Source organism: Yersinia sp. FDAARGOS_228 (assembly GCF_002073315.2).
GTDB classification, from domain to species: domain Bacteria; phylum Pseudomonadota; class Gammaproteobacteria; order Enterobacterales; family Enterobacteriaceae; genus Yersinia; species Yersinia intermedia.
The window spans coordinates 3,204,277-3,227,793 of record NZ_CP020409.2; the positions used below are offsets into that span (position 1 = coordinate 3,204,277).

A 23,517-nucleotide genomic window follows, 5' to 3' on the forward strand; every position below is an offset into this window, starting at 1 on the left:
TAGATCTCCCCTTTATCAAAGTTAACAACAGGCTTTCATGGTGCTTTTTTTACTGATATAACATAATGTATGTTGTAACTAAAATTAGCTGAATTGGAAAAGATAATGGCTAAGTATGATTTGATTGAGCGAATGAATGGCAGCTTTGCTGCACTGGAAATTGCATTACAGCATCTCCACCAGCAACTTAATACGCTCCCCTTACTCGCCGCCCGCGTATTTTTGCTACCTGAAATTGAAAAAGGTACAGAACATCAACCCATTGAGAAAATCACCGTTACTGCGAAAGTAGGTAATGAGGCAAAAGATCTGGGGTTACAGCATTACCAGCGGTTGTTTATTCATCATCAGGGACAAAATACGAGTAGTAAAGCGGCCCTGCGCTTACCTGGGGTACTTTGTTTCACTGTGAGTGACAAGCAACTGGGGGAATGTGAAAATACTATTTATCAGATTAATCAGTTGAAAAGTGAGTTGGAACATATCATTACCGTCGAATCGGGCTTACCGAGTGAGCAACGTTTCGAGTTTGTGCATACCCATTTGCACGGGCTGATTACCTTAAATACTTACCGCACCATTACGCCACTCATCAATCCAAGTTCTGTGCGTTTCGGCTGGGCCAACAAACATATAATTAAGAATGTCACCCGTGAAGAGATATTGGCTCAATTGAATAAAAGCCTCAATGCCGGGCGCGCGGTGCCACCTTTTAGCCGCGAACAGTGGGTAGCGTTAATTAGCTTGGAAATTAATGATGTGAAACGTTTACCTGAAAATACCCGCCTGAAGATTAAGCGGCCGGTAAAAGTGCAACCTATAGCGCGAGTTTGGTATCAGGAACAGCAAAAGCAAGTACAACACCCCTGCCCTATGCCGTTAATTGCTTTTTGCCAGGAACAATCAGCGGCGGAATTGCCTAAATTAGGTGAGTTAACAGACTACGATATCAACCAAATTAAGCATAAATATAAGCCGGATGCCAAACCACTGCGGTTACTGGTGCCAAGACTGCATCTGTATATCGACGTTGAATAAATAATGCTTTACCAAGATCACTTCCGGTACTATCTCTGTCTCCTTTAGGTGCTTAGCCGCTCTTTGTATCTGTAAAAAACGCCAGTCATAAGGACCGGCGTTAATCGTTTGTTTGGCCGGTGGTTACTTCATACTACCAACCATCTCTTCCGGTTTGACCCATTCATCAAACTGTTCTCCGGTCAGATAGCCTAATTTCAAGGCGGCAGCTTTGAGTGTAAGCCCTTCTTTATGAGCCTTTTTGGCAATCTCGGCAGCTTTGTCATAGCCAATATGGGTATTCAACGCGGTAACTAACATCAAAGACTCATTCAGTAACTGCGCTATACGGTCACGATTTGGCTCAATACCCACTGCGCAATGCTCATTGAAACCACGCATACCGTCGGCCAGCAAACGGATTGATTGCAGGAAGTTATGAATAACCAACGGGCGGAAGACGTTCAACTCAAAATTACCGGATGCTCCACCAATATTGATGGCCACATCGTTACCCATAACCTGTGCGCATAACATCGTCATGGCTTCACACTGTGTCGGATTCACTTTGCCGGGCATGATTGAACTGCCGGGTTCATTTTCAGGGATCGCGATTTCACCAATGCCGCAGCGAGGGCCGGAGGACAACCAACGCACATCATTAGCAATTTTCATCAATGAAGCTGCAAGTCCTTTTAAAGCCCCATGACCATGAACTAATGCATCACAAGCCGCTAATGACTCAAATTTATTCGGCGCAGTGATAAATGGCTGATGGGTAAGCGCCGCAATCTCTTTGGCTACTCGCACGGCATATTCAGGATGCGTATTCAGCCCGGTTCCTACCGCCGTCCCCCCTAACGCCAACTCACACAGATGAGGAATGATAGCTTCAATATGCTGCACGCTGTGGGATAACATCGCCACCCAACCCGAGATCTCCTGCCCTAAAGTCAATGGCGTGGCATCTTGCAAATGCGTCCGGCCAATCTTCACGATATCGCGAAAAGCGCCCGCTTTATGTGACAGTGTCTCCTGCAATACTTTCAGTTCCGGTAACAGATGTTGCCGCAACCCGATAACCGCAGCAACATGCATCGCCGTTGGAAACACATCATTTGAACTTTGGCTTTTATTCACATCATCATTAGGATGCACTAACCGATTGTTTCCGCGCTCGCCGCCTAACAGTTCACTGGCACGATTCGCCAAAACCTCATTCATATTCATGTTGGTCTGGGTGCCAGATCCGGTCTGCCAGATAGAAAGCGGAAACTCACTCGGATGACGATCATCCAAGACTTCATCTGCGGCGCGCATGATGGCCTTTGCCCGTTCAGCGGGTAGTAGCCCTAAATCCATGTTGACCTGCGCCGCTGCCCGTTTGGTCAGTGCCAGAGCATAGATCAGTGCCGTCGGCATTTTTTCTTGCGAGATACGGAAATGCTCCAGTGAGCGCTGGGTTTGCGCGCCCCATAATTGATTTGCCGGTACATCGATAGGCCCCATAGAGTCTTTTTCACTGCGGGTGGTCGCCATCACGGTCTCCTTAGCATGTAGAACTGAACAGTTGAGTATGTCATACCAGTCTCACTGGTACATGATAGCTATCATGGCATATTTGCTGCCACCTTTATGCGATTGATTCGCATTTATATCATTTTGTGATCAATATCGTCATGAAGAGCCAGGCGGTCAGACTATCTCCCGATTACCTCTTGCAACCCCCGTAGCGCCATTGTTTACTAAGGGACAATTTTATTGGGCGGCAGGGCTACGCGCGATTAGCCATATAAAATAGCTAATTTGTGTGCACCCCTTAATTTTGGCCCTTAACAAACGGCAGAACGTAAACATGCAAAAGATGAAGAATGCAGTACAAAACTACGCTTGGGGCAGTACTGATGCCCTCACTCAGCTTTATGGTATAGCGAATCCGCACGGAAAACCTATGGCTGAGCTGTGGATGGGTGCTCATCCGAAGAGCAGTTCTCAGGTGGCTGATGCTAACGGCCAGTGGCATTCATTGCGTGATGTGATCGAACAAGATCCTGATGCTAATCTGGGCCATGATGTTTTCAGCCGTTTTGGTGAGCTGCCTTTCCTGTTCAAAGTCCTTTGTGCGGCACAACCGTTATCGATTCAGGTTCATCCCAGCAAAAAAGCCGCCGAAATGGGTTTTGCCAAAGAGAATCAGGCGGGTATCCCACTGGATGCCGGCGAAAGAAATTATAAAGATGCCAACCATAAACCGGAGCTGGTCTATGCCTTGACACCCTTTCAGGCAATGAATGGTTTCCGTACCTTGGAAGATATTCAGGCATTACTCCAACCGCTGGCGGCCGCGCATCCCGATATCGCGGCATTCCTGCGCGAACCGGATACCGAACACTTAGCAACCCTGTTTGCCAGTTTACTGAGTCTGGCTGGCGAGTCAAAAACGCTCGCGCTGGGGATTTTGAAAGCGGCTTTGAATAATCAGTTAGGTGAGCCTTGGGATACTGTCCGCAGCATCTCGCGCTTCTACCCGGATGACAGTGGCTTGTTCTCCCCCTTGTTGCTCAATGTCGTGACACTGCAACCGGGTGAAGCGATGTTCCTGTATGCTGAAACCCCGCACGCCTATTTGAATGGGGTGGCACTAGAGGTGATGGCAAACTCCGATAACGTATTACGCGCGGGTCTGACACCTAAATTTATCGATATTCCTGAACTGATGGCCAATCTGCAATTTATCCCCAAACCGGCGGATACGCTGTTGACCACACCAAAACAGCAAGGCAACGAACTGGCCTTCCCGATCCCAGTAGAGGATTTTGCTTTTTCTCTGCATACACTCACCCCTGAGCCTCAACAGTTGGCACAAAATAGTGCAGCGATTGTATTCTGTGTACAGGGTCAGGCCGTGTTGAGAAAACAGCAGCAAGAAATTACGTTACAACCGGGCGAATCTTGTTTTATCCCGGCGAATGAATCACCGGTTACAGTGCATGGGATTGGCTCAATTGCGCGTGTTTACAACGCAGACTGAACGAAGTGACTCATTTTGTTGTCAATTACTGGCTTTTTGCTGTCGCGATAGATAGATTCCATAGTCGCAATGGCGGGGTTTTGTTATTACACAGAATACACGCGTGTCATTTTCGGGTGGTTATCGTCGCAATAATATTTGTGTCCGGTTAATCTATGCCTATATTAATTTGGTGAATACTGTTTTCAGGCATTCTCTTGGGTGATTTTTCACCAGCAACTCATTACCGCGTTCAACATAGTGAATTTGGTGTATTAGAAAAGGATGAACAGAACAATGAAAAAATCGTTAGTGGCTGTCAGCGTCATTGTCGTACTTGGCGCAGCATGGACTGGAGCCTCATGGTATACCGGCAAACTGATTGAACAACGAATGGGCGAACTGGTTAACAACGCAAACGGGCAGATCAAAACATTGCTGCCTAAAGCCGGTGTCAAACTCGCCTATACCGATTACCAACGGGGTTTATTCCGTAGCCAGGTTCGCTATGTGCTGCAAGCAGATAGCAGCGTTGCCGGTGAAAAAGCCTTAAAAGACGGCGATGAAGTCGCTTTTATCGAAACTATCGACCACGGCCCCTTCCCATTCGCACAGTTGAAAAGATTCAATTTGATCCCGAGCATGGCATCGGTACATACCGAACTTGCCAATACCCCGGCATTGAAAAAACTGTTTGAAGTTACCAAAGGTCAGTCACCGTTTACCGCTGACTCACGTATCTCCTACAGTGGTGATACTTCTTCCGCCATTACCTTTATTCCTATCGACTATCAGCAAAACACCACCAGCATGAAATTCTCTGGTGCCACCATCGATGCCGATGTTTCGCGTGATATGCGTAATGTGAAGATGAGCGGTAGCAGCGAAAATATCGTCTTCACCAGCAAGAATCAGTGGGACCAACTGGAACAATTCAGTGTGCAGGGCCTGACGCTGAAAAGTGACAGCAAAATGGGTAAATTTGATCTCAGCATCGGGGACCAACAAGCTGCCATCAAGCAAATTGGTTTCAGTGTCGATGGCAAAGAAATGGCAACACTGGTTGGCTTTAACCTGAATACCCAATTGGGTGAAACGGATAAAGACTTGAACGGCAAACTGAGCTACACCCTGGATGCATTAAAAATTCAAGGTAATGATTTTGGTTCCGGTAAGTTGGCCTTTGCCTTTGACAAACTTGATGGTCAGAGTTTGAAACAGTTCACCAGCGCGTATAATCAGCAAGTGCTGAAAGCCGTTCAGGCTGGCGAAAACCTCGATCCTGTTGCTTATCAAGAGCAAATGACCGAAATGTTGACAGCCAACATCCCTGCGCTGTTGAAAGGCAATCCAACTGTGAGCATTGCGCCACTGAGTTGGAAAAACGCCAAAGGGGAAAGTACTTTTACCTTAAATATCGACTTGGTTGATCCGGCGCAGGCTAAAGCGAGCGCTGAACCACTGTTAGCGCAGTCAGTGAAGAAAGTTGACGCAACCCTGACTATCCCGATGGCAATGGCAACTGAGTTGACCACACAGGCCGCACGCCTGCAAGGCTACAGCCCGGAAGAAGCTCAGAAGCTGGCACAACAACAAGTTCAAGGCGTTGCCGCTATGGGCCAGATGTTTAAACTGACCACCACCAAAGATGATGTTATCAGCAGCAGCTTCCATTTCGCTGATAATCAGGTCAATTTGAATGGTCAGAAAATGTCACTGCAAGAGTTTGTTGGCCTGTTCGGTATGTTTGGTGGTGCTCCTGCTGAAGAAGATACCGGCAGCGCACCAGAAGCAATGCCAGAACCAGTGGTTCCTGCACAATAAGTAGCAACCATAAAATGTAAAACGGAGCCTGATGATGGCTCCGTTTTTTTTATCTATTGAACCACGTAGTACGTAGGGAGGTGCAATGAAAAATAAACTTATGACCTGCCCCAGCCCCGACTGCAAGCACCCTATGGCGGGCTTCCCACAGGTTTGCTTTATCAAAAACACGACGAAAAACCCGAATATTATTATCGGGGATTATACCTATTACGACGATCCACAAGATTCGGAAAACTTCGAGCGCAACGTGCTCTATCACTATCCGTTTATTGGCGACAAACTGATTATTGGCAAATTCTGTGCACTGGCACGCGGGGTTCAATTCATCATGAATGGTGCCAATCATAAAATTTCAGGTATCTCGACGTACCCTTTCAATATTTTTGGTCATGGTTGGGAGCGTGTCACGCCATCAATGGATGAACTGCCCTATAAGGGCGATACCCAGGTTGGAAATGATGTTTGGATTGGTTATGACGTGCTTATCATGCCGGGTGTGACTATCGGCAATGGTGCCATCGTTTCATCGCGTGCCGTAGTGACGCGTGATGTACCGGCCTATAGCATTGTGGGCGGTAACCCGGCAACCGTGATTAAGAGCCGCTTCCCGCCGGAGACGATAGCTAAACTCGAGGCTATTGCGTGGTGGGACTGGCCGATAGAAGATATCAGCCACAACCTACACTTGATTACCGCAGGCAATGTCGATGCTCTGGCGTCAGTGAATAACCCCCAAGATCAAGCATGATCATGCTGACCCTCGGCGGATCAATACCGGCGGTAAAATGACATTTTGCAGTTGCAGGTCAACACCGGCGATACGCTGTAGTAACCGCTGCCCTGCACTGTAACCAATTTCTCTGGCAGAACTGGTGATAAACGTGAGTGGCGGTTCAGTTAACTCGGCTTCCGGCACATCGCCAAAACCAATCAGTGCCACTTGCTGATCCAGATAGGTGTCTACCCCAGCACTACCAATAGTCCGTCCGGTGCGTAAAATACCAAAGTAAGCGCCCAACGCCACCGACGCCTGATGGCAGATGATGGCGCTAACGTTGGGGTGATAGCGTAGCAACTCTTGTGCCGCATCTGCCGCCGCCTGCTGTTGCCCATCGCATTCAACCACCCATTCAGAACGGAATGGCAGGCCATATTGAACTAACGTGGCACAAAAGCCCCCCAACCGCTCTGCGCGGGTCAATGAGTGCGAGTGCCCACCAAGATAGGCAATTTGCCGGTGACCACGGCCAATCAAAAACTCAGTAGCCATTTTAGCCGCTTGCATATTATCTGGGCGTACAACGTCAACACCTTCCAACACATTAGACCGTGCCGCGCAAATCAATGGAATATCATGCTCTGCCGCCTTCTCCTGCAATCCCATCTCACGTTTGGCGCCGCCACCCAACACCAAGCCGTCAACACCTTGATCGATAAGTGTATCGAAGCAACGTAATAACCCCTTGCCCTCACGACCACTTTGCGTCAGAAACAGCAATTTGCCTTCGGCTTCAATTGCTTCACTTAAACCCGCCGTCATTGCGGCATAAAACGGATCGCCGATATCGCGCACAATCAAGCCAATCACGCCGGACTCGCCACCGCGTAATTGTGCCGCCTGGCGGTTACGCACATAACCTAACTGTTCGATTGCCTGATTGACCCGGTCTGCGGTTGCCCCTGAGATACGCCCTTTGCCACTAATAGCTAATGAAACGGTCGCCACTGAAACACCGGCAAATTTAGCCACATCGGTAATTGTGATTTTTTTAATGGTCATAACCGCTGATAAACAAGCCAAGTTAAACGTTTAATCTGATGATTTACTCTAATACAGAAGTAGCATCAGTAATTGTGACATATCGCTCATATTATCTGGGTTAAACGTTTTATCTTGTTTAACCTCCAGACAGGGAGGCGAAATAGTCGCCATTTATCGATAAACAAACCGTGATTAACAACTGCGGTGGTTAGAGCAGACATTTCTAACATCAGGCGTTTTGAAAAACAGGAGTCACTATGTCAGCGGTAAAAAAACAAAAAATTACGCTGTGGGAGTTTTTCCAAAGTTTAGGGAAAACCTTCATGCTGCCGGTCGCCTTGCTCTCCTTTTGTGGGATCATGCTGGGTATCGGCAGCTCGCTCAGCAGTAAAGATGTCATCACCCTATTGCCGGTAATTGGCCATCCTGCCTTCCAGTTGCTCTTTACCTGGATGAGCAAAGTGGGTTCGTTTGCCTTTAGCTTCTTGCCCGTGATGTTTGCCATTGCTATCCCGCTAGGGATGGCGCGTGAAAATAAAGGCGTGGCAGCGTTCTCTGGTTTCGTCGGCTTTGCCGTGCTGAATCTGGCGACCAACTTTTACCTCACCACCAGTGGTGTGTTGCCAACCACCGATCCATTAGTCCTGAAAACGCATAACATTCAAAATATTTTAGGTATTCAGTCGATCGACACCGGGATCCTGGGTGCGGTGATTGTCGGGGTCATTGTTTACTTACTGCATGAACGCTTCAACACCATTCGCTTACCTGATGCATTAGCCTTCTTTGGCGGCACCCGCTTTGTCCCGATCGTGACGACGGTCGTGCTCGGGCTGGTGGGGTTGTTGATCCCGCTGATCTGGCCGTTTTTCGCCGCCGGTATCACCGGTCTGGGTCGCCTGATTAACGGTGCCGGCATGTTCGGGCCGATGATTTTCGGCAGTGGCGAACGTCTATTACTGCCGTTCGGCCTGCACCATATTTTGGTGGCACTGATCCGCTTTACTGAAGCGGGCGGAACTATGGATGTTTGTGGTCATAGCGTGAGTGGCGCACTGACTATCTTCCAGGCTCAGCTATCTTGCCCAACCACCACCGGCTTCTCAGAAAGTGCGACTCGCTTCCTGTCTCAAGGCAAAATGCCCGCCTTCCTCGGCGGTCTGCCAGGTGCTGCGCTGGCGATGTATCACTGTGCCAAGCCTGAAAATCGACATAAAATTAAAGGGTTGTTGATTTCCGGTGTTGTGGCTTGTGTGATTGGTGGCACCACCGAACCGATTGAGTTCTTGTTCCTGTTTGTAGCACCGTTCCTGTATTTGATCCATGCGATCCTGACCGGTTTGGGCTTTACTGTGATGGCGTTGCTGGGTGTGACCATTGGTAACACCGACGGTAATATTATTGATTTCGTGGTATTTGGTATTCTGCATGGCACCGCGACTAAATGGTATTGGGTACCCGTGGTTGCCGGGATCTGGTTCGTGGCGTACTACATGATTTTCCGTTTTGCTATTCAGCACTTCAATATCAAAACACCCGGCCGCGAGAGCGAAACCACCGCTAGCAGTAATGCAGAAAAAGCCGCTTATGGCGCTGCGACCGGTAAATCTGGTTATAACTCCCCTGCTATTCTTCATGCCCTGGGTGGTGCGGATAACATTGTCTCGTTGGATAACTGTATTACCCGCTTGCGGATGTCAGTTAAAGACATGAATCTGGTGGATAAAGAAGCATTAAAAGCCAACCGCGCCATTGGCGTAATTCAACTGAATGATCATAATCTGCAAGTTGTTATTGGCCCACAGGTGCAATCGGTGAAAGATGAATTAGACTCACTGATAAGCAGTGCTCAATTTGCAACACCTTAGGGCGGTAATTCGCTAAATACCGCTACCTAAATACACGTTACATAAAAAACTATACCCAAGGTTATTGGCGTTGCAGCCAGGCCGCCAGCAAACGCATCCCGATAAGCTTACGCAGTTAAGTGATTCGGGTGCGTGTGCAGCTCCCACTCTGCGGCTTCAAGAACCAAGGGTATTTTTGATAAGCGAGATGCTGATGTTTGATTTCTCAACGCCTGTCGATCGTCACGGCACTTGGTGTACCCAATGGGATTATATTGCAGACCGTTTTGGCGCTGCTGACCTGTTGCCTTTTACCATTTCGGATATGGACTTCCCTACCGCACCGGTGATTTTGCAAGCGCTGAATCAGCGTATCGCCCACGGTGTGTTGGGCTATAGCCGCTGGCAGCATGAAGATTTCCTTGGTGCAATCCGTCATTGGTATCTGCAACGGTTTCATTGCCACATTGATACCTCAATGGCGGTCTACGGCCCGTCGGTTATCTATATGGTCGCTCAGCTAATCCGCTGTTGGTCTGCACCCGGTGATTTCGTCGTTACTCACACCCCTGCCTATGATGCTTTCTACAAAGTTATTCTCGGTAATCAGCGCCAACTACTTAGCTGCCCGCTGCACAAAGTGGATAACCAGTGGCAATGCGATATGGCACATCTGGAAGCGCTGTTGGCGCGGCCACAGACAAAAGTGCTGCTGTTGTGTAGCCCGCATAATCCAACCGGAAAAGTCTGGACACCACAAGAGTTGGCGCAAATGGCCGAACTGTGTGAACGCCATCAGGTTCGCGTTATTAGCGATGAGATCCATATGGATATGACCTGGGGCAATCAGGTGCATACACCATGGAGTGAGGTAGGTCAGACCCCATGGGCGTTGCTGACTTCAGGTTCCAAAACATTCAATATCCCCGCCTTAACGGGTGCCTATGGTTTAATCAGTGACAGTGAAACCCGTGATATCTACACCCAAATGTTGAAAGGCCGTGATGGGCTATCCTCTCCAGCGGTACTGGCTATCGTGGCGCATATTGCGGCTTACCAGCAGGCGCAACCGTGGTTGGATGAGTTACGCAGTTACTTGCAAGCCAATCTGGTTTATGTGGCACAGCGCCTTAATGCGGCATTCCCGGCATTAAACTGGCAGCCGCCGCAAGCAACCTATCTGGCATGGATAGACCTACGCCCCTTGAACATTGATGACCACCAGTTGCAAGAGGTGCTGATTGAGAAGGAGAAAGTCGCCATTATGCCCGGTTTTACCTATGGCGAAGAGGGGCGTGGCTTTCTACGCTTTAATGTAGGCTGTTCCCGCAGTAAGGTCGAAGCCGGTATGGATAAGCTGATTAACGGCATTCTTTTTTTGCAGGACAATAACGGCAGTTAAGTAAAACAATATCGTGTATCACGCCGCTCAATCCCTTGAGTGGCGTTTATCTCCCTATCCAATATCATTTCTCCCCTGCCGATAACACCAATAAAGGGTATACTGCCACCACGCCGCAGGGGTTACATGTGTTGGACAACCGAATGAAAAAGAAAGAATTTATTGCTCAAGACTTGCTGAGTAAAATGTATCAGTATGGCGAGAAATTACCTGAGAAATTGCCGCCAGAACGCCAGTTAGCAGAGGAATATGGCGTGTCACGCTTTACCATTCGTAAAGCGTTAGAGAAGCTGGCAGCCATTGGTGCCGTGCATATGGTACAAGGTGCCGGGATCTTTATTAACCCCGGTGTGGGTAATAACCCGCTGGTATACAATTCAATTACGGAAAAGAAATTTAACCAAATCAGCTTCCGTTTGATTAATCTGCATAAACGTCGCCCTGACAATGAAGAACAACAAATCTTCAACCTTACGGCGGATGATTTTATCTGGGCATTTTCACGCTTGCGTTACATTGATAATCGTAAGGTTCAAATTGAGAACTCACGCATGCCGGTATCCGCGTTCCCTGATTTAAGCCAAAAAGTCATCGAAAGCTCGATACAGCAATATATTCTTAGCAAAGGCTATCGCCTGTCACATGCGTTAACCCACTATCAGGCGATTAATATCAATAAAGAACAAGCTGAGCTACTCGGATGCAAAAAAGGCATTGCCGCCATGCATATTCTAAACCGAGGGATTTTGCAGGATGGCAGGGTATATACCTTCAGCGATATCGTGGATATCGACTATTCCTGCACCTATGTTATTCCATTCAATCAGGATAACCTGAAATTTCGCCAGAGATGAATCAGGCCCGCATCAACTCTGGCAAAAAGTTCATTATGGCGTATGAATAGCCCCGTTTGGCAAACGGCTTTGTGTCCACTCATGAGGCCGATAAACCACCGGGAATTCATCAGCTAAGCGAGTATCAAAATCAACACCTATCCCCGCCTGTTCAATCGGATATAAATAGCCCCGCTCCGGCTGAACGGCTCCCGGAAATACACTAAGGGTATTAGCTGGATAGGCCACGAACTCCTGAATTGCCGCATTGTGCAAATAGATATTTAAATGGGTGTTAACCGCAGCACCAATTGGGGTCATATCCGGCGGGCAATGCCAGGCCAGCCGAACACCAAAACTCTGACAGAAGCTCCCAAGTTTTAGTGCCGGGGTAATTCCGCCAATCTGTGATACATGGCAACGCAGAAAGTCGATCCGGCGATTGATTATCAAGTCTTTCCACTCTGCCGGATTATTAAATAACTCCCCTGTGGCAAGTGGTACCGCAGTTTGATTACGGATCTGCTCCAGCCATTCGTTCTGATTCGGCGGCAAAATATCTTCAATATAATAAGGGCGATACGCTTCTAGCTGCCTGGCAAATTGAACCGCTTGTTGTGGGAATAGGCGCTCATGCACATCATGCAAAATATGGAATTGATTGCCGTATTTTTCGCGTAGCGCTTTAAACATCGCCAACGTGTTATCCATATATTGGTCTTGATCGTAGTATGCGCCCAGTGTTGGCTGGCGGGTTGCATGCAGATCCTGAGCATTACCGCCATAAAATCCCAACTGGCAGCGGATATGCCGGTAGCCTTGCGCCAGCAAATGGTCTACCTCACCATACAGCCCATCCAGCGAGTCACTGGCGGCATGACTGTAGGCAGCAATGGCATCTTTTGATTTGCCACCAAACAGTTGGTAGAGCGGCATATCTGCCAGCTTGCCCTTGATATCCCATAACGCCATATCAATCCCGGCAATCGCGTTATTGATCACCGGCCCATTGCGCCAATAGGCATTGACCATCATCATCTGCCACAAGTCTTCAATATTATTAGCATCACGCCCCAGTAATAGTGGCCGGAGATATTCATCCACCATCACTTTAACGGCAAGGGGGCGCTGCTGAAAGGTGGCACAGCCCAGGCCAACAATCCCTTTATTAGTTTCAATCTTAACCACAACTAAATTATGGCGATCGGGGCGGGTTATCTGACATTCAATGCCAGTTATCAACGTGGGTTGCATGTAATGCTCCTTTACAACACTCAGATTGCGACGCTTCAACGTGGCAATCGATGATGCAAAAATAAATAAATCCGTATGTCATATTCGCTAATTTCACCTTATTTACACTGGCCTTGTAAACCTAAAATTTAAATGTTTTTTTTGGTTCGTGAAACGTGCTAATTACTGTAAAAAACCATACCAATTTATAGAAAAAGCACCCAACAACACCCTAACGGTAGAATAATGTGATGCAGAACATGATTTATTGGTTTGTTTTTAACTTTCAGTAAACTTATTATCGTTCGCAGTGAATAAAAATAATGGCTCAGCTACGAGGGTTTTATGGGAAGGACTGAGGTATGTCAGTTAATAATTAAATTGGTCGGTGGTCAGGATAATATAAATAAAGTCTGGCACTGCATGACACGGCTGCGTTTTGATTTAATTGACGACAGTAAAGTCGAGTGGCAGAAAATCAAACAATTGCCGGGTGTATTAGGGGCGCAAAATCAGAGTGATCAGGTACAAATTATTATCGGCCCACAGGTGAATGCCTGGTATCAAGATATTGTTGATAATATGTCACCTGAAAATAATGCTCCCTCAGCCACGACTGCCGCAATAAAACCTAAAGCACGGAAAAGTCTAATTTCACTGTTTATGGATACCGTTTCTGGGGTGTTCGGCCCTATCGTTCCGGCGATTGCAGGAGCGGGGATGATTAAAGGCTTACTGGCAGGGTTAATCGCTTTAAAAATTATCTCAGCCAAAAGCGACACGGTGATGATTATCGATTTAATTGCCAGCGGTGTATTCTATTTCCTGCCGTTCTTCCTTGCCGTTTCTGCGGCGAAGATATTTAAAACTAACGAATATCTGGCGGCGGCAGTGGCAGCATGCCTGATGTACCCCACACTCATTGATGCTGCCAAAGCACTCGCCACGCATACCCCAGGCGCGGTGAATGTCATCTATTTTATGGATATCGTGCCAGTATCGGTATTTAACTATTCTGCCAGTGTTATTCCCGTTATTTTCTCAATTCTGGCGCTAAGTTATATTCACCGTTGGGTCGATAAAATTATGCCCGATGTGTTGAAAACAGTATTTACTCCCACGCTAACCCTTTTTATCACCGCATTGGTTTCATTGACGTTGATCGGCCCTGCTGGCATTTATTTAGGCAAACTGCTGGCATTGGGTATTCAGGGATTATTTGATATCTCATCGGTATTTGCTGGCTTTATTGTCGGAGCCATTCGCCCGATTGCTATTCTTACCGGTATGCATCACGCCATGACCCCCATTGCATTGCAAAACTTTACCGACAAGGGTTTTGATATGTTAATGCCGATGATGTTTATGGCAAACATGGCCATCGCGGGTTCAACTTTTGCGATCTATTTCCATGTCAAAACCCGGCAAGAAAAAACCGTTGTGCTGTCTGCTGCTGTTTCTGGCTTATTGGGTATTACGGAACCCGCACTGTTTGGCGTGCTAACCAAATACAAAAAAGCGTTTATTGCCACGACAATAAGCAGCTCGATTGCTTCTGCATTTATCGCCTTTTTCGGCGTAAGGCTGTATGGCTATATTCTATCGAGCATATTCAGTCTACCGGCCTATATTGGCCCTTACTTTATCTACATCCTGTTGGGGGTCACCTTGTCACTTGGGCTGTCATTTATCCTCACTTATCTGCTGGTAGTGCGCACTGAGAAAAGATTGGTCGCAGTTGAATCGCAATAACTAGTTGAAATTAAAGCCAGCGTCATGGGCGGGCGATATTGTCCGCCATAACAATTAGTGATTTACATCACTTTTTTATGCAACGCAGTGGATATTTTCATTCATTTGTTTTTATAATGTTCTGCACTTTACCTACAAGAATCTACTTCTGATAAAAAGTGAGTGCACAGCATGATTGATCCCCGCCTCCCCCTGACCGACATTCACCGCCACCTTGATGGTAATATCCGCGCGCAAACTATTTTGGATCTGGGCCGCCAATTTAATCTGGCCCTACCCGCTGATGAACTAGCCGCACTGCGACCGCATGTGCAAATCACCAAAACTGAGCCAGATCTGGTCAGCTTTTTACAAAAACTGGATTGGGGAGTTGCGGTTTTGGCCTCACTCGATGCCTGCCGCCGTGTGGCCTACGAAAACGTCGAAGATGCCGCTAATGCGGGTTTACATTATGCTGAACTGCGCTTTTCACCCTTCTATATGGCAATGAAACACCAATTGCCGGTCGCCGGTGTGGTCGAGGCAGTCATTGATGGTGTGCAGTCCGGTTGTCGCGATTTTGATATTGATATCCGCCTGATCGGGATCCTTAGCCGCACTTTTGGTGAACAAGCCTGTTTGCAAGAACTTGATGCTTTACTGGCTCATCGCGAGGGGATTACTGCGCTGGATCTGGCTGGTGACGAACTGGGCTTCCCTGGCGGTTTGTTCCGCAGTCACTTCAATCGCGCGCGCGATGCTGGCCTGCGTATTACCGTCCATGCCGGTGAAGCCGCTGGCCCGGAAAGTATCTGGCAAGCTATCCGTGAGTTAGGTGCTGAACGTATTGGTCACGGTGTGAAAGCCGTTGAAGATAGCAAATTGATGGATTATTTGGCTGAACACAAAATCGGCATCGAATCCTGTCTGACCTCTAATATTCAGACCAGTACTGTCTCTTCGTTAGCCACTCATCCGCTGACCACCTTCTTGCGCCATGGCGTGATAGCATCGATCAACACCGATGATCCTGCGGTACAGGGGATTGAAATTGCTGATGAATATCATGTCGCCGCCCCGGCTGCCGGTCTAACACCACAAGAAATCCGCCAGGCACAAGAAAATGGTCTGACGATGGCATTTATCTCTGAACAGGAAAAACAAGCACTGCGTGATAAAATTCGTGGTTAAATCAGCCAGAAATTAACGGAAAACGCCTGTATTTCATAGAAGTACGGGCGTTTTTTATTGCCAGCCGTAACCGACTACTTGGTTTCTATCCGTGCCGTTGATGCCACAGATTCAGTCGCCTCGGCACGCTCTCTGGCGACACGTTTCGCATAACGCTGTGCCAGAACCGCACATACCATCAATTGAACCTGATGGAATATCATCAAGGGTAATACCATCACGCCAACCACAGAGGCAGGAAACAACACGTTAGCCATCGGAATACCATTGGCGAGGCTCTTTTTCGAACCGCAAAATACAATGGTGATTTCATCGGCAGTATTGAAGCCCAGCCAGCGGGCGGCTATGGTGTTAATAACTAATACCAGTGTCAATAGCACCATCGAACAGACCAGAATTGCCAGCAGTGACCAACCATCAATTTGATGCCAAATCCCCTGCACCACGGCTTCACTGAAAGCCACATACACCACCAATAGAATTGATGACCGGTCAGTGATATTTACCAGTTTTTTATGGCGCTCAACCCATTTTGCAATCAGTGGGCGCGATAAATGCCCAACAATGAACGGCACCATCAATTGCATAATAATAGAACCTATCGCATGCAGCGTATCTGTATCACCGCCTTGGGTGTGCATCAGCATGCCCACCAGCAGCGGTGACAGGAAAACCCCCAGAATACTGGATGCCGAGGCGCTACAGATTGCCGCCGCCACGTTACCCCCCGCGACAGAGGTATAGGCAATCGCCGACTGAACCGTAGCAGGTAACGCACACAAATAGAGGAAACCCAGATACAGCGTTGGTGTTAACACGCCGGGAACCAACACATTCATTCCCAACCCTAACAGCGGGAATAAGGCAAAGGTGCTGAGGAACACCACCAGATGCAGCTTCCAATGCCCCATGCCTGAAACTATGGCGGCACGAGATAATTTGGCACCGTGCATAAAGAATAATAATGCGATGGCCGCTGTCGTCAGGTGTTCAAACCACACCTTAACTTCCCCTTCGCAGGGAAAAATGGAAGCGATAATAACCACCAGAATCAGCACTAATAAAAACTTATCTATCCGTAAGCGTTGTAACCATGACATGCCACTGTATTCCTTGAATATAGCCTTGGTTCTTGACGTTGCAGGAGGGTAAGCTGTGTGCGTTGCGCGGCCCATCCCTGAGCCTCACAAGGCACACAGCGTGCAAATCTGCTGGCTACCTGGCTGCAACACCAATGACTTTGGCTATCACTTTTATCAAATAATCGTATTGTGAGGTGAAAATCAGCTTGCTGGCGATACCGGCAGCGTTCTTTTCTGCTGATCAGAGGCAATGCCCAATTCAATCAGTTCCATTACTTTAATCGCTTCCGAGGCCGGCACTGGGTTAGCGGCAGTACCTAAAATGGCATCACGGATCCCCGCATAATAAGCAGGATAATTACCCGGTAACGTAAGTAACGGTTTCTCAGCGAGAACACCATCGCGTGACAGTGTCACTATTCCATCGCGCATATCGTAACCCCAATCAGCCTGTGGTAAACGTTCACCCGCTTTCAGCCTATCTTCTTGTGGATCCAGACCAAATTTGATGTAACTGCCCTGCATGCCGTGCACGGTATAACGGGCAGTTTCTGCCGCAGCTAACACCGTACCGTGTAACACTACCCGTTGCCCTGGATAGCTAAGAACAGCGTGAAAATAATCAACAGATTGCGCGCCTGGGCGCAGCATCCCTAAATCAACATTTAGCGTCTGCGGCAAACCAAACAGTTGTAACGCCTGATCCAACAGGTGTGGGCCTAAATCGTACCAAATGCCGCTGCCAGCACCGGCTTGTTCACGCCAGCGTTGGCGGATCTCTGGGCGATAGCGGTCAAAATGAGATTCAAAATAGACAATATTCCCCAGTGAGCCTTCAGCCAGCAGTGTTTTTAGCGTCAGGAAATCACTGTCCCAGCGGCGATTGTGGAACACTGAAAGCAATAAGTGGGCCTCATCTGCTTGTTTCTTCAACTCATTTGCTTGTGACAGTGTCACGGTGAACGGTTTATCCACCACCACATGTTTACCGGCAGCCAGGGCTTGCTGAGCCAGCGGGAAGTGAGTGTCATTCGGGGTTGGAATCACGATAAGATCGATTGAAGGATCATCAAATAACGTTTTGGGGTCAGAAACCACCGTCATTGTCGGCCAGTCAGCATGTACTTTACTGGCATCACTACTGGAAACCCCTACCAGCTCTAGCCCCGGAGTGCCCATAATCAGCGGCGCATGGAACGTTTTGCTGGCATAACCATAGCCCAGTAAACCCACTTTGATTTTTTCAGCCATCATATTTCCTCTCGCGCAGCATATTTGCCAATTGATATCAGTCGATCAATCGATTTGACACCATCATGATTCCCGCGACAAGAGGTAATTTTTGACTTAACGTTCAACGCCGCGGCTAAAGCCGCACGATGGCCTCTGCATTGTCCCGCCATTCTGGCTGGCGAAGGTTGCGTTGCGGGTAGTTGGTTTCAATGCTGCGACGCCTGAAATCACTGGGGCTGACACCGACACGCTTACGAAAAACGCGGGAGAAATAGAGTTGGTCGTCGTAACCTACCACGCGGCCAATAGTGGCAATCGGCTCCTGTGTGGTTTGCAGTAATAACTTAGCCCGAATAACCCGCTGGTCTTCACGCCAACGCAATATATTGATACCAACTTGCTCACGAAACAGATGCGCCAAGCGCGACGGAGACAAGCAAACATGGCGTGCTACCTCGTCAATGCGCAGTTCACCGGCTAAATTGCCGGTAATAAATTGGCACGCTTCAATGACGCGTGGGTCCATAATCCGTTGTGGGCTAAGAGGATCTTCTTCCATTGCGCGCAGCAGCAAGCGCTCAAGCAGATTCATACCCAACTCTTCGCCAAAACGCCGCCCTGATTTTTGCGTCTGTTCGATATTGGCAAACAGGCGATCAAATTCCAGTAATAAGTTGTTGTTAGGCAAAGATAACCGCCCAACCTCATGCGTTTTACTATGCCACTCCAACCAGTCAGCCCAATATGCCCGTGGCCGGAAATAGACCCAACGGTGATACCAACAATCACTGTTCGGTGAGCGACCATAATAGTGCGATGCCTTAGGGGGAAAGAGCAGCAAATCACCGGGATTGCTGTAAAAAGTATTTTCGCCGTCAAAAATCTTGCCCTGTCCCTTAATGGTCAGATTTAGAATATAACCCTTCATACCGCCCGGCCTGTCGATAAAAAAATCGAGTGGTCCATCGGCCAGAATCGGGGTTAATCCTGCGACCAGATAGGCGTTAAAGGTATAGCCTGGTAACAAGGGATTGGGTTGCGGTTCCTGAACCATTCGATGGTACATTTAGCCTCCTTGGTGTCCTGATCTGATTGGCGTTCAAACGCATGGTGCTTACTTCAGTTTATCGGGCAGAATTCACGCTGCCCGATAGTGATTACAGAACTGTGAGCCAGATAGGCTTTTTATGGACTTTTCTGCCACCGTGCAGCTTATACCGTCCGTTTAGCCAACTGTTTGTAACGGTCGAAGATAACCGCAGCCAGCAGGATCAAACCACGGACCACATATTGTGAGAACGGCGAGATATTAAGCAGATTCATGGCATTTTCCACTGTACCCAGAATCAGGATACCGGCGATAACGTAGGAAATTTTACCGATCCCGCCCTTCAGTGATACCCCACCCAACACACAGGCCGAGATAACAATCAACTCATAACCAATCGAGGTCATTGGCTGACCACTGGTCATCCGCGATGCCAAAATGATCCCTGCCGCCGCCGATACCAACCCTGATAAAACAAAAATGATGATTTTAGTGCGAACTACCGGCACCCCCGCCAGACGCGCCGCATCTTCGTTGCCCCCGATAGCCAGAGTATTGCGGCCAAAGGTTGTTTTGTTTAACAAGAAGCCGAACAACGCCAGGCAGGCAATGGTAATCCAGATAGGGGCGGGCAAACCGAGCCAGTTGGTGTAACCCAGCGCAAAGAAACGTTCATCTTCGATACCCACCGCTTTACCATCAGAGATGATATAAGCCAGGCCACGGACAATCTGCATCGTCGCCAGCGTGGTTATCAAGGCATTAATTTTCAATCTGGCAATCACAAAACCATTAATCAGCCCACATAGCGCACCCAGTAACAAACCTGCGCCCACACCCAGCCACATATTTTCGGTCATATTGATAACAACCGCAGTCGTTACCCCCGCACAAGCAATCACCGAGGCGACAGATAAGTCAAAATCACCGGATGCCAAACAAAACAACATGCCACATGCCACCATCCCCGACATCGAGATAGCCAATCCCAACCCTTTCATATTGATAAAGGAGCCAAAGTTAGGCACAAATATCACACAACCAATAAATACCACGGCAAAAACCACCAACATCCCGTAGCTATCCCAAATACGGGATAGCCCCAGCCCACCCTTGGCCGCTGTATCCTGTGGTGGTTGCGACTGGCTATTGTGTGCTCCACCTTTTAACTCGGTTGATGCCGGGTTCTTCTTATCAGAACTCAAAGTAACGCTGGACATGGATAACTCCTTCATAATCAAGCAACCGCAGGCGCGGCATCAGTAGTAATATTCGGGGTGCGTAGCATCGCCAGACTTAACGCCTGTTCTTCAGTGGCAGAACCGTGCTCTAACTCACCAGAGATTGCCCCTTCCCGCATCACCACGATCCTGTCAGCCAGCCCAAGAACTTCTGGCAAATCACTGGACGCAAACAGCACCGCAATGCCTTGTTTCGCCAGTTGATAAATCACGTTATAGATTTCATGTTTAGCCCCGACGTCGATGCCACGGGTTGGTTCATCCAGCAGGATCACTTTCATGTCTTCGGATAACCAGCGGCCCAAAATGGCTTTCTGCTGGTTGCCGCCAGACAAATTCATAATCAGTTGCTGGGGGCCAGGTGTTTTGATATTCAAGGACTGAATACGCAGTGCCGCATTCTCCTGCTCCCAGCGGTTGTTGATTAAACAGCCAGCCGTCAGTGTTTTGCGCCGTGCGCTGATATTAATATTGTCCTGTACCGAATGGACTGGAATGATGCCATCCGCTTTGCGGTCTTCCGGGCATAACATGATCCCGGCGGTGATGGCGTCGATGGGTGAGCGAATCGTCAGTGCCTTGCCATCCAGCAAAACCTGACCACTTGTCAGCCTGGTACCACCAAACAACCCTTTTAATAACTCACTGCGCCCCGCCCCCACCAAACCAAACAGGCCAACAATTTCCCCTTGGCGGACGGTCAGGCTGATCGGTGATTTCACACCAATGGCTTTCACTTCTTGTAGTGTCAGGCGCTCTGGCCCTATTTCACGCGGCTGATAACCATAAATATCACCCAAATTGCGCCCAACCATGGCTTGCACCAGAGAGTCGTTATTCACCTGAGACATATCGTCAAACGTGCGCACATAACGGCCATCTTTAAACACCGTAATGGCATCACTCAGTGCAAAAATCTCCTCCATCCGGTGTGAAACATACAAAATGACCCGCCCTTCGGCGCGTAATTCGCGGATCACCCGGAACAATTGTTCTATCTCTCTGGCAGAGAGCGAACTGGTCGGTTCATCAAAAGCAATAATTTTGGCATTACGGGCCAACGCTTTGGCAATTTCCACCATCTGCCATTGGCCGATGGAGAGATACTTCAGTGGGGTATCGGGGTCAATATCCAACCCCAAATGTGAGAGCTGCAAACTGGATTCATAACGCAGTAATTTGCGATCAACCATGCCCATCTTGGTAGGCAATTGGCCCAGATAGATATTTTCGGCCACAGTCATTTCCGGTACCAAATGCAGTTCCTGATAAATGATCGCGACACCCGCATCAAGCGCATCAGTGGTATTGGCAAAGTTAACCACTTTGCCTTTAATGTGAATTTCACCCTGAGTCGGTGAATAGTTACCACTGAGAATTTTCAGCAGGGTAGATTTCCCTGCGCCGTTCTCTCCCATCAGGGCATGGATTTGCCCGGCCTGACAGGTAAAACTGATATCATCCAGCGCTTGAACACCGGGGAAACTTTTTCCGATGCCACAAAAAGCCAGATAAGGTGACTGTTCGGCTTCCAGCTCGGCTTGTAACGCAGAATGGAGTGCTGACATGATGGCTTCCTTATAAAGTTTGGTTCGCACGGCACCACCTGTCTGCGTGGTCCATTGGGGCAAGCGGTAGCCTGCCCCCGTGCGCCATAGTCTGTATACCCTTCAAACTTGACGCGGCAATGGGTGTTAACTGCCACGCCAATGGCGTTAGGTATAGCGGAATTACATCAAGCCTTTCTTCTCTAACTCGACTTTGAAGTTATCCCGAGTGATCAGCACCACATCAGTCACTTCGGTAAATTTCGGTGGTTCAACACCTTTGCTCACCCAGTCATTCAGCATCTGGATACTTTTATAACCATGAATATCCGGGCTTGGTAACAGGGAGCCATAGAAACCCGTGGCCTGGCCTTTGGACAGTTCACTTACCGCATCGACACCATTGATACCAATGCCAATCACATTTGGTGCTTTAAAGCCCTGACCTTCGGTGGCACGAACGCCGCCCAACACGGTGTTGTCATTCATGCCCACAATCAGCCAGTTTTTCACTTCAGGATGCTGAACTAACATGGAGTTGGCGGCATCAAATGCCCCAGGGATATCATTGGATTTGGTCGGTACTTTATAGATTTGCTTTTCTGGGAAGCCAGCGGCTTTCAGCGCGTCCATTGACCCACTGGTACGCCGGCGCGCCGTGTCCAGTTCATCAGAGGTAATTGCCATTACCGCCGTTTCACCCGGTTGCCAGCCGCGTTTGTTCATTTCTTTCCACAGTTCCTGCCCTTGACGTTCACCAATTTTGGTCGCCGCCATCATGACCAATGGAACGCTGTCCATCGGCTTGCCTTTGGCATTCACAAATTGGTCGTCTACCGCAATCACTTTCAGGTTATAACTGCGCGCCTTCGCCTCAATGGCCGGCCCCAGTTTCGGATCAGGTGTACAGATAACAAAGCCTTTCGCACCACTGGCGGCGAGACTATCGATAGCATTCAAGGTTTTCTCGCCATCGGGCACTGCAATTTTTATCACTTCAAAACCTAAATCTTTCCCTGCTTTATCTGCAAACTTCCATTCGGTCTGGAACCAAGGTTCTTCAGGTTGCTTTACCAGAAAACCCAACTTCATGCTTTCGGCAATAGCTGAATGTGACATAACTGCCGCTAACCCAACCACTGCCAGCGCCTTAGTTAATTTATGCATAGTGTTCTCCGAACTATTTTTGTAGGAAGAGATGTTTTTTGTGCATTTAATCATCAACCACCTAAATCATTCGATTTTTAGTGGAAACGTTATCAATGCTGTTTTTCAGTTCCAGTGCAGTTGTATGCTTTATTAAAAGCCACCTAACCTCACCACACCCAGTAAGACGGTGACAGTTTTAACGTTAATTATGCTTCAGAATGTAGAGCGCTATCACATCCAGGAATTACAGTTTGTTTATCCATATATTCAGCAAATTTAACCTCTCTCTAACTTTTGACTGACATCACAAAAACACTGTAGGAAGCAGAAAAGTGCATACTTCCAGCTATCTGCTCCTCACATA

General features: G+C 48.2%; 18 protein-coding genes. 9 read left to right on the forward strand and 9 right to left on the reverse strand.

The annotated features are described in order from the left end of the window. Window positions 1-105 precede the first annotated feature (105 nt). Entirely contained in the window at window positions 106-1,038 is a 933-nt protein-coding gene (gene tus / locus A6J67_RS14795) for a DNA replication terminus site-binding protein (RefSeq protein WP_050073314.1), read from the forward strand. 123 nt (window positions 1,039-1,161) lie between these two features. On the opposite strand, the gene fumC is transcribed toward tus, so the two are convergent. Then, window positions 1,162-2,556, reverse strand: coding sequence for a class II fumarate hydratase (gene fumC, locus A6J67_RS14800; protein WP_050073312.1), 1,395 nt, complete (start codon window positions 2,554-2,556; stop codon window positions 1,162-1,164). Between the two features lie 316 nt (window positions 2,557-2,872). On the opposite strand from fumC, the gene manA reads away from it, so the two are divergent. From manA to vat(F), 3 genes are all read left to right on the forward strand, one after another. Then, window positions 2,873-4,048, forward strand: a complete 1,176-nt coding sequence (gene manA, locus A6J67_RS14805) for a mannose-6-phosphate isomerase (RefSeq protein ID WP_050288212.1) — start codon at window positions 2,873-2,875, stop codon at window positions 4,046-4,048. A gap of 276 nt (window positions 4,049-4,324) precedes the next feature. Beyond that, on the forward strand, window positions 4,325-5,851 hold the full coding sequence (locus A6J67_RS14810) for a YdgA family protein (protein ID WP_005184125.1): 1,527 nt from the start codon (window positions 4,325-4,327) through the stop codon (window positions 5,849-5,851). A gap of 100 nt (window positions 5,852-5,951) precedes the next feature. Further along, window positions 5,952-6,602 carry a streptogramin A O-acetyltransferase Vat(F) gene (vat(F), locus tag A6J67_RS14815; RefSeq protein WP_404810562.1) on the forward strand — a complete coding sequence of 217 codons (651 nt, stop codon included), beginning with the start codon at window positions 5,952-5,954 and terminating at the stop codon, window positions 6,600-6,602. Here vat(F) and malI read toward each other — a convergent pair whose 3' ends face one another. Beyond that, window positions 6,603-7,634: a Mal regulon transcriptional regulator MalI gene (gene malI, locus A6J67_RS14820; RefSeq protein WP_005184118.1), complete on the reverse strand. Its 1,032-nt coding sequence runs from the start codon at window positions 7,632-7,634 to the stop codon at window positions 6,603-6,605. It lies immediately after the preceding gene. 239 nt (window positions 7,635-7,873) lie between these two features. Here malI and malX point away from each other — a divergent pair, with 239 nt between their 5' ends. From malX to A6J67_RS14835, 3 genes are all read left to right on the forward strand, one after another. Continuing rightward, the gene (gene malX / locus A6J67_RS14825; RefSeq protein WP_005184115.1) at window positions 7,874-9,484 is read left to right on the forward strand and encodes a maltose/glucose-specific PTS transporter subunit IIBC; all 1,611 of its coding nucleotides are present in this window, start codon (window positions 7,874-7,876) and stop codon (window positions 9,482-9,484) included. 193 nt (window positions 9,485-9,677) lie between these two features. Then, window positions 9,678-10,865: a MalY/PatB family protein gene (locus tag A6J67_RS14830; protein WP_042570165.1), complete on the forward strand. Its 1,188-nt coding sequence runs from the start codon at window positions 9,678-9,680 to the stop codon at window positions 10,863-10,865. 143 nt (window positions 10,866-11,008) lie between these two features. Further along, window positions 11,009-11,719, forward strand: coding sequence for a GntR family transcriptional regulator (locus A6J67_RS14835; RefSeq protein WP_032906044.1), 711 nt, complete (start codon window positions 11,009-11,011; stop codon window positions 11,717-11,719). Between the two features lie 33 nt (window positions 11,720-11,752). Here the strand turns inward: A6J67_RS14835 and A6J67_RS14840 are convergent, their stop codons facing one another. Beyond that, window positions 11,753-12,952, reverse strand: coding sequence for an enolase C-terminal domain-like protein (locus A6J67_RS14840; RefSeq protein ID WP_050296969.1), 1,200 nt, complete (start codon window positions 12,950-12,952; stop codon window positions 11,753-11,755). 324 nt (window positions 12,953-13,276) lie between these two features. Here A6J67_RS14840 and A6J67_RS14845 point away from each other — a divergent pair, with 324 nt between their 5' ends. Both A6J67_RS14845 and add read left to right on the forward strand, forming a co-directional pair. Next, a complete protein-coding gene (locus A6J67_RS14845) occupies window positions 13,277-14,683 on the forward strand; it encodes a PTS transporter subunit EIIC (protein WP_042569754.1) in 1,407 nt (468 codons plus the stop codon). Between the two features lie 171 nt (window positions 14,684-14,854). Then, window positions 14,855-15,853, forward strand: a complete 999-nt coding sequence (gene add / locus A6J67_RS14850; protein WP_050296968.1) for an adenosine deaminase — start codon at window positions 14,855-14,857, stop codon at window positions 15,851-15,853. A gap of 74 nt (window positions 15,854-15,927) precedes the next feature. Here the strand turns inward: add and A6J67_RS14855 are convergent, their stop codons facing one another. The 6 genes from A6J67_RS14855 to A6J67_RS14880 all read right to left on the reverse strand — a co-directional run bounded on the left by A6J67_RS14855 (window position 15,928) and on the right by A6J67_RS14880 (window position 23,171). Further along, entirely contained in the window at window positions 15,928-16,953 is a 1,026-nt protein-coding gene (locus tag A6J67_RS14855; protein ID WP_080608242.1) for a bile acid:sodium symporter family protein, read from the reverse strand. 183 nt (window positions 16,954-17,136) lie between these two features. Next, on the reverse strand, window positions 17,137-18,186 hold the full coding sequence (locus A6J67_RS14860) for an oxidoreductase (RefSeq protein WP_032906042.1): 1,050 nt from the start codon (window positions 18,184-18,186) through the stop codon (window positions 17,137-17,139). Window positions 18,187-18,301: 115 nt separating this feature from the next. Then, the gene (gene araC / locus A6J67_RS14865) at window positions 18,302-19,234 is read right to left on the reverse strand and encodes an arabinose operon transcriptional regulator AraC (RefSeq protein ID WP_032906041.1); all 933 of its coding nucleotides are present in this window, start codon (window positions 19,232-19,234) and stop codon (window positions 18,302-18,304) included. Window positions 19,235-19,380: 146 nt separating this feature from the next. After that, window positions 19,381-20,436, reverse strand: a complete 1,056-nt coding sequence (araH, locus tag A6J67_RS14870) for an L-arabinose ABC transporter permease AraH (RefSeq protein WP_032906040.1) — start codon at window positions 20,434-20,436, stop codon at window positions 19,381-19,383. Window positions 20,437-20,453: 17 nt separating this feature from the next. After that, window positions 20,454-22,025: an L-arabinose ABC transporter ATP-binding protein AraG gene (gene araG / locus A6J67_RS14875; protein WP_005184086.1), complete on the reverse strand. Its 1,572-nt coding sequence runs from the start codon at window positions 22,023-22,025 to the stop codon at window positions 20,454-20,456. Window positions 22,026-22,187: 162 nt separating this feature from the next. Further along, window positions 22,188-23,171 (reverse strand): arabinose ABC transporter substrate-binding protein, encoded by a 984-nt coding sequence (locus A6J67_RS14880; protein ID WP_042569750.1) that lies wholly within the window; start codon window positions 23,169-23,171, stop codon window positions 22,188-22,190. Window positions 23,172-23,517: the final 346 nt, after the last annotated feature.

Coding starts and splice junctions, on each gene's coding strand:
- tus (WP_050073314.1), top strand. CDS start 106: ATGGCTAAGTATGATTTGATTGAGCGAATGAATGGCAGCTTTGCTGCA.
- fumC (WP_050073312.1), bottom strand. CDS start 2,556: ATGGCGACCACCCGCAGTGAAAAAGACTCTATGGGGCCTATCGATGTA.
- manA (WP_050288212.1), top strand. CDS start 2,873: ATGCAAAAGATGAAGAATGCAGTACAAAACTACGCTTGGGGCAGTACT.
- A6J67_RS14810 (WP_005184125.1), top strand. CDS start 4,325: ATGAAAAAATCGTTAGTGGCTGTCAGCGTCATTGTCGTACTTGGCGCA.
- malI (WP_005184118.1), bottom strand. CDS start 7,634: ATGACCATTAAAAAAATCACAATTACCGATGTGGCTAAATTTGCCGGT.
- malX (WP_005184115.1), top strand. CDS start 7,874: ATGTCAGCGGTAAAAAAACAAAAAATTACGCTGTGGGAGTTTTTCCAA.
- A6J67_RS14830 (WP_042570165.1), top strand. CDS start 9,678: ATGTTTGATTTCTCAACGCCTGTCGATCGTCACGGCACTTGGTGTACC.
- A6J67_RS14835 (WP_032906044.1), top strand. CDS start 11,009: ATGAAAAAGAAAGAATTTATTGCTCAAGACTTGCTGAGTAAAATGTAT.
- A6J67_RS14840 (WP_050296969.1), bottom strand. CDS start 12,952: ATGCAACCCACGTTGATAACTGGCATTGAATGTCAGATAACCCGCCCC.
- A6J67_RS14845 (WP_042569754.1), top strand. CDS start 13,277: ATGGGAAGGACTGAGGTATGTCAGTTAATAATTAAATTGGTCGGTGGT.
- add (WP_050296968.1), top strand. CDS start 14,855: ATGATTGATCCCCGCCTCCCCCTGACCGACATTCACCGCCACCTTGAT.
- A6J67_RS14855 (WP_080608242.1), bottom strand. CDS start 16,953: ATGTCATGGTTACAACGCTTACGGATAGATAAGTTTTTATTAGTGCTG.
- A6J67_RS14860 (WP_032906042.1), bottom strand. CDS start 18,186: ATGGCTGAAAAAATCAAAGTGGGTTTACTGGGCTATGGTTATGCCAGC.
- araC (WP_032906041.1), bottom strand. CDS start 19,234: ATGTACCATCGAATGGTTCAGGAACCGCAACCCAATCCCTTGTTACCA.
- araH (WP_032906040.1), bottom strand. CDS start 20,436: ATGTCCAGCGTTACTTTGAGTTCTGATAAGAAGAACCCGGCATCAACC.
- araG (WP_005184086.1), bottom strand. CDS start 22,025: ATGTCAGCACTCCATTCTGCGTTACAAGCCGAGCTGGAAGCCGAACAG.
- A6J67_RS14880 (WP_042569750.1), bottom strand. CDS start 23,171: ATGCATAAATTAACTAAGGCGCTGGCAGTGGTTGGGTTAGCGGCAGTT.